The 2136-nt window shown below is 56.1% G+C and carries 1 rRNA gene; it reads left to right on the top strand.

The features are described from left to right. A 23S ribosomal RNA gene (locus HMPREF9442_RS01720) occupies positions 1-2136 on the top strand; the annotation flags it as partial.

Here is a 2136-nt window from a genome sequence, read left to right on the forward strand (position 1 = left end):
ACGTGTAATCCTGTGTGAATCAGCCGGGCCCATCCGGCAAGGCTAAATACTCGTAAGAGACCGATAGTGAACCAGTACCGTGAGGGAAAGGTGAAAAGCACCCCTGTTAGGGGAGTGAAAAAGATCCTGAAACCGTGCGCCTACAAGCGGTCGGAGCGCCCATTGGGCGTGACGGCGTGCCTTTTGCATAATGAACCTACGAGTTGCCGTCACCGGCAAGGTGAAGGGGCAGGAGCCCCTCAGCCGCAGCGGAAGCGAGTCTTAAAAGGGCGCAGGAGTCGGTGGTGGCAGACGCGAAACCGAGTGATCTACACTTGTCCAGGATGAAGTCCCGGTAACACGGGATGGAGGTCCGCACCAATAAGCGTTGAAAAGCTTCTGGATGAGGTGAGTGTAGGAGTGAAAGGCCAATCAAACTCGGAGATAGCTCGTACTCCCCGAAAGGCATTTAGGTGCCGCCTGTGGAGTTCCCGGCGCGAGGTAGAGCGACTGATAGGATGCGAGGGCTTCACCGCCTGTCAAGTCCTGACAAACTCCGAATGCGCGCCGGCCAATCCATGGAGTAAGGGCACGGGTGCTAAGGTCCGTGCCCGAGAGGAGAAGAATCCAGACCACCGGCCAAGGTCCCGAAATGCTGGTTAAGTTAGACTAACGCAGTCCGTCCCCCCAGACAGCTAGGATGTTGGCTTGGAAGCAGCCATTCATTCAAAGAGTGCGTAACAGCTCACTAGTCGAGGGGATGGGCGTGGATAATAATCGGGTATGAAACCAGTTACCGAAGCCGTGGGATATGAGAATATCGGTAGGGGAGCATTCCATCCTGCGTCGAAGGCGCCGCGCGAGCGGCTCTGGAGCGGATGGAAAAGCAAATGTAGGTATAAGTAACGATAAGGAGGGTGCGATCCCCTCCCGCCGAAAGACCAAGGTTTCCTGAACAACGCCAATCGGTTCAGGGTGAGTCGGTCCCTAAGCATAAGCCTAAGGGCGAGGGCGATGGATCAAACGGTTAATATTCCGTTACTGTCTTGGTGTGTGACGCGGCGACGGAGAAGTGACACGGCCGCCCCCTGACGGAAAAGGGGGTTTAAGCGCAAAGGTTACGAGGGAGGCAGGCAAGCCCACCTCCCGAGCCGAAGCGCGAAAGTACGCGGCGCCCTTCTGGGCAACGCGACAGCGCCGGTAACCATGCTCCCGAGAAAACCCGCTAAACTCCAGCACCAGGTCATCCGTACCGTAAACGGACACACGTGGTCGGGTAGAACATACTAAGGCGCTTGGGAGATTCACGGTTAAGGAACTAGGCAAATTGACCCCGTACCTTCGGAACAAGGGGTCCTCGTGTAAACGAGGCGCAGAGAATAGGTCCAGGCAACTGTTTAACAAAAACACAGGGCTGTGCAAATTCGAAAGAAGCCGTATACAGCCTGACACCTGCCCGGTGCCGGAAGGTTAAGAGGAGGGCTCATACTCATGTAGAAGGCCCGAATTGAAGCCCCGGTAAACGGCGGCCGTAACTATAACGGTCCTAAGGTAGCGAAATTCCTTGTCGGGTAAGTTCCGACCTGCACGAATGGTGTAATGATCCGGACACTGTCTCAACCGTGATCCCAGTGAAATTGTAGTATCGGTGAAGATGCCGATTACCCGCGATGGGACGAAAAGACCCCGTGAACCTTTACTACAGCTTAACGTTGTACCCGGGCCGTCGATGTGTAGGATAGGCCGGAGGCGTAGAATGAGGCACGCCAGTGCCTTTGGAGCCGTCGTTGAAATACGGCCCTTTGGCCGTCTGGGTACTAACTTGTTGGATACAAGGACCGCGTTTGGCGGGTAGTTTGACTGGGGTGGTCGCCTCCAAAAGCGTAACGGAGGCTCCTCAAGGTGCCCTCAGGCCGATTGGTAACCGGCCGCAGAGTGTAATGGCAAAAGGGCGCTTGACTGGGAGGCCGACAGGCCGCACAGGCAGGAAACTGGAGCATAGTGATCCGGCGGTTCCGCATGGAAGGTCCGTCGCTCAAAGGATAAAAGGTACTCCGGGGATAACAGGCTGATCCCTCCCAAGAGCTCATATCGACGGAGTGGTTTGGCACCTCGATGTCGGCTCGTCACATCCTGGGGCTGGAGAAGGTCCCAAGG

Origin of the sequence: Paraprevotella xylaniphila YIT 11841 (assembly GCF_000205165.1) — a bacterium.
GTDB classification, from domain to species: domain Bacteria; phylum Bacteroidota; class Bacteroidia; order Bacteroidales; family Bacteroidaceae; genus Paraprevotella; species Paraprevotella xylaniphila.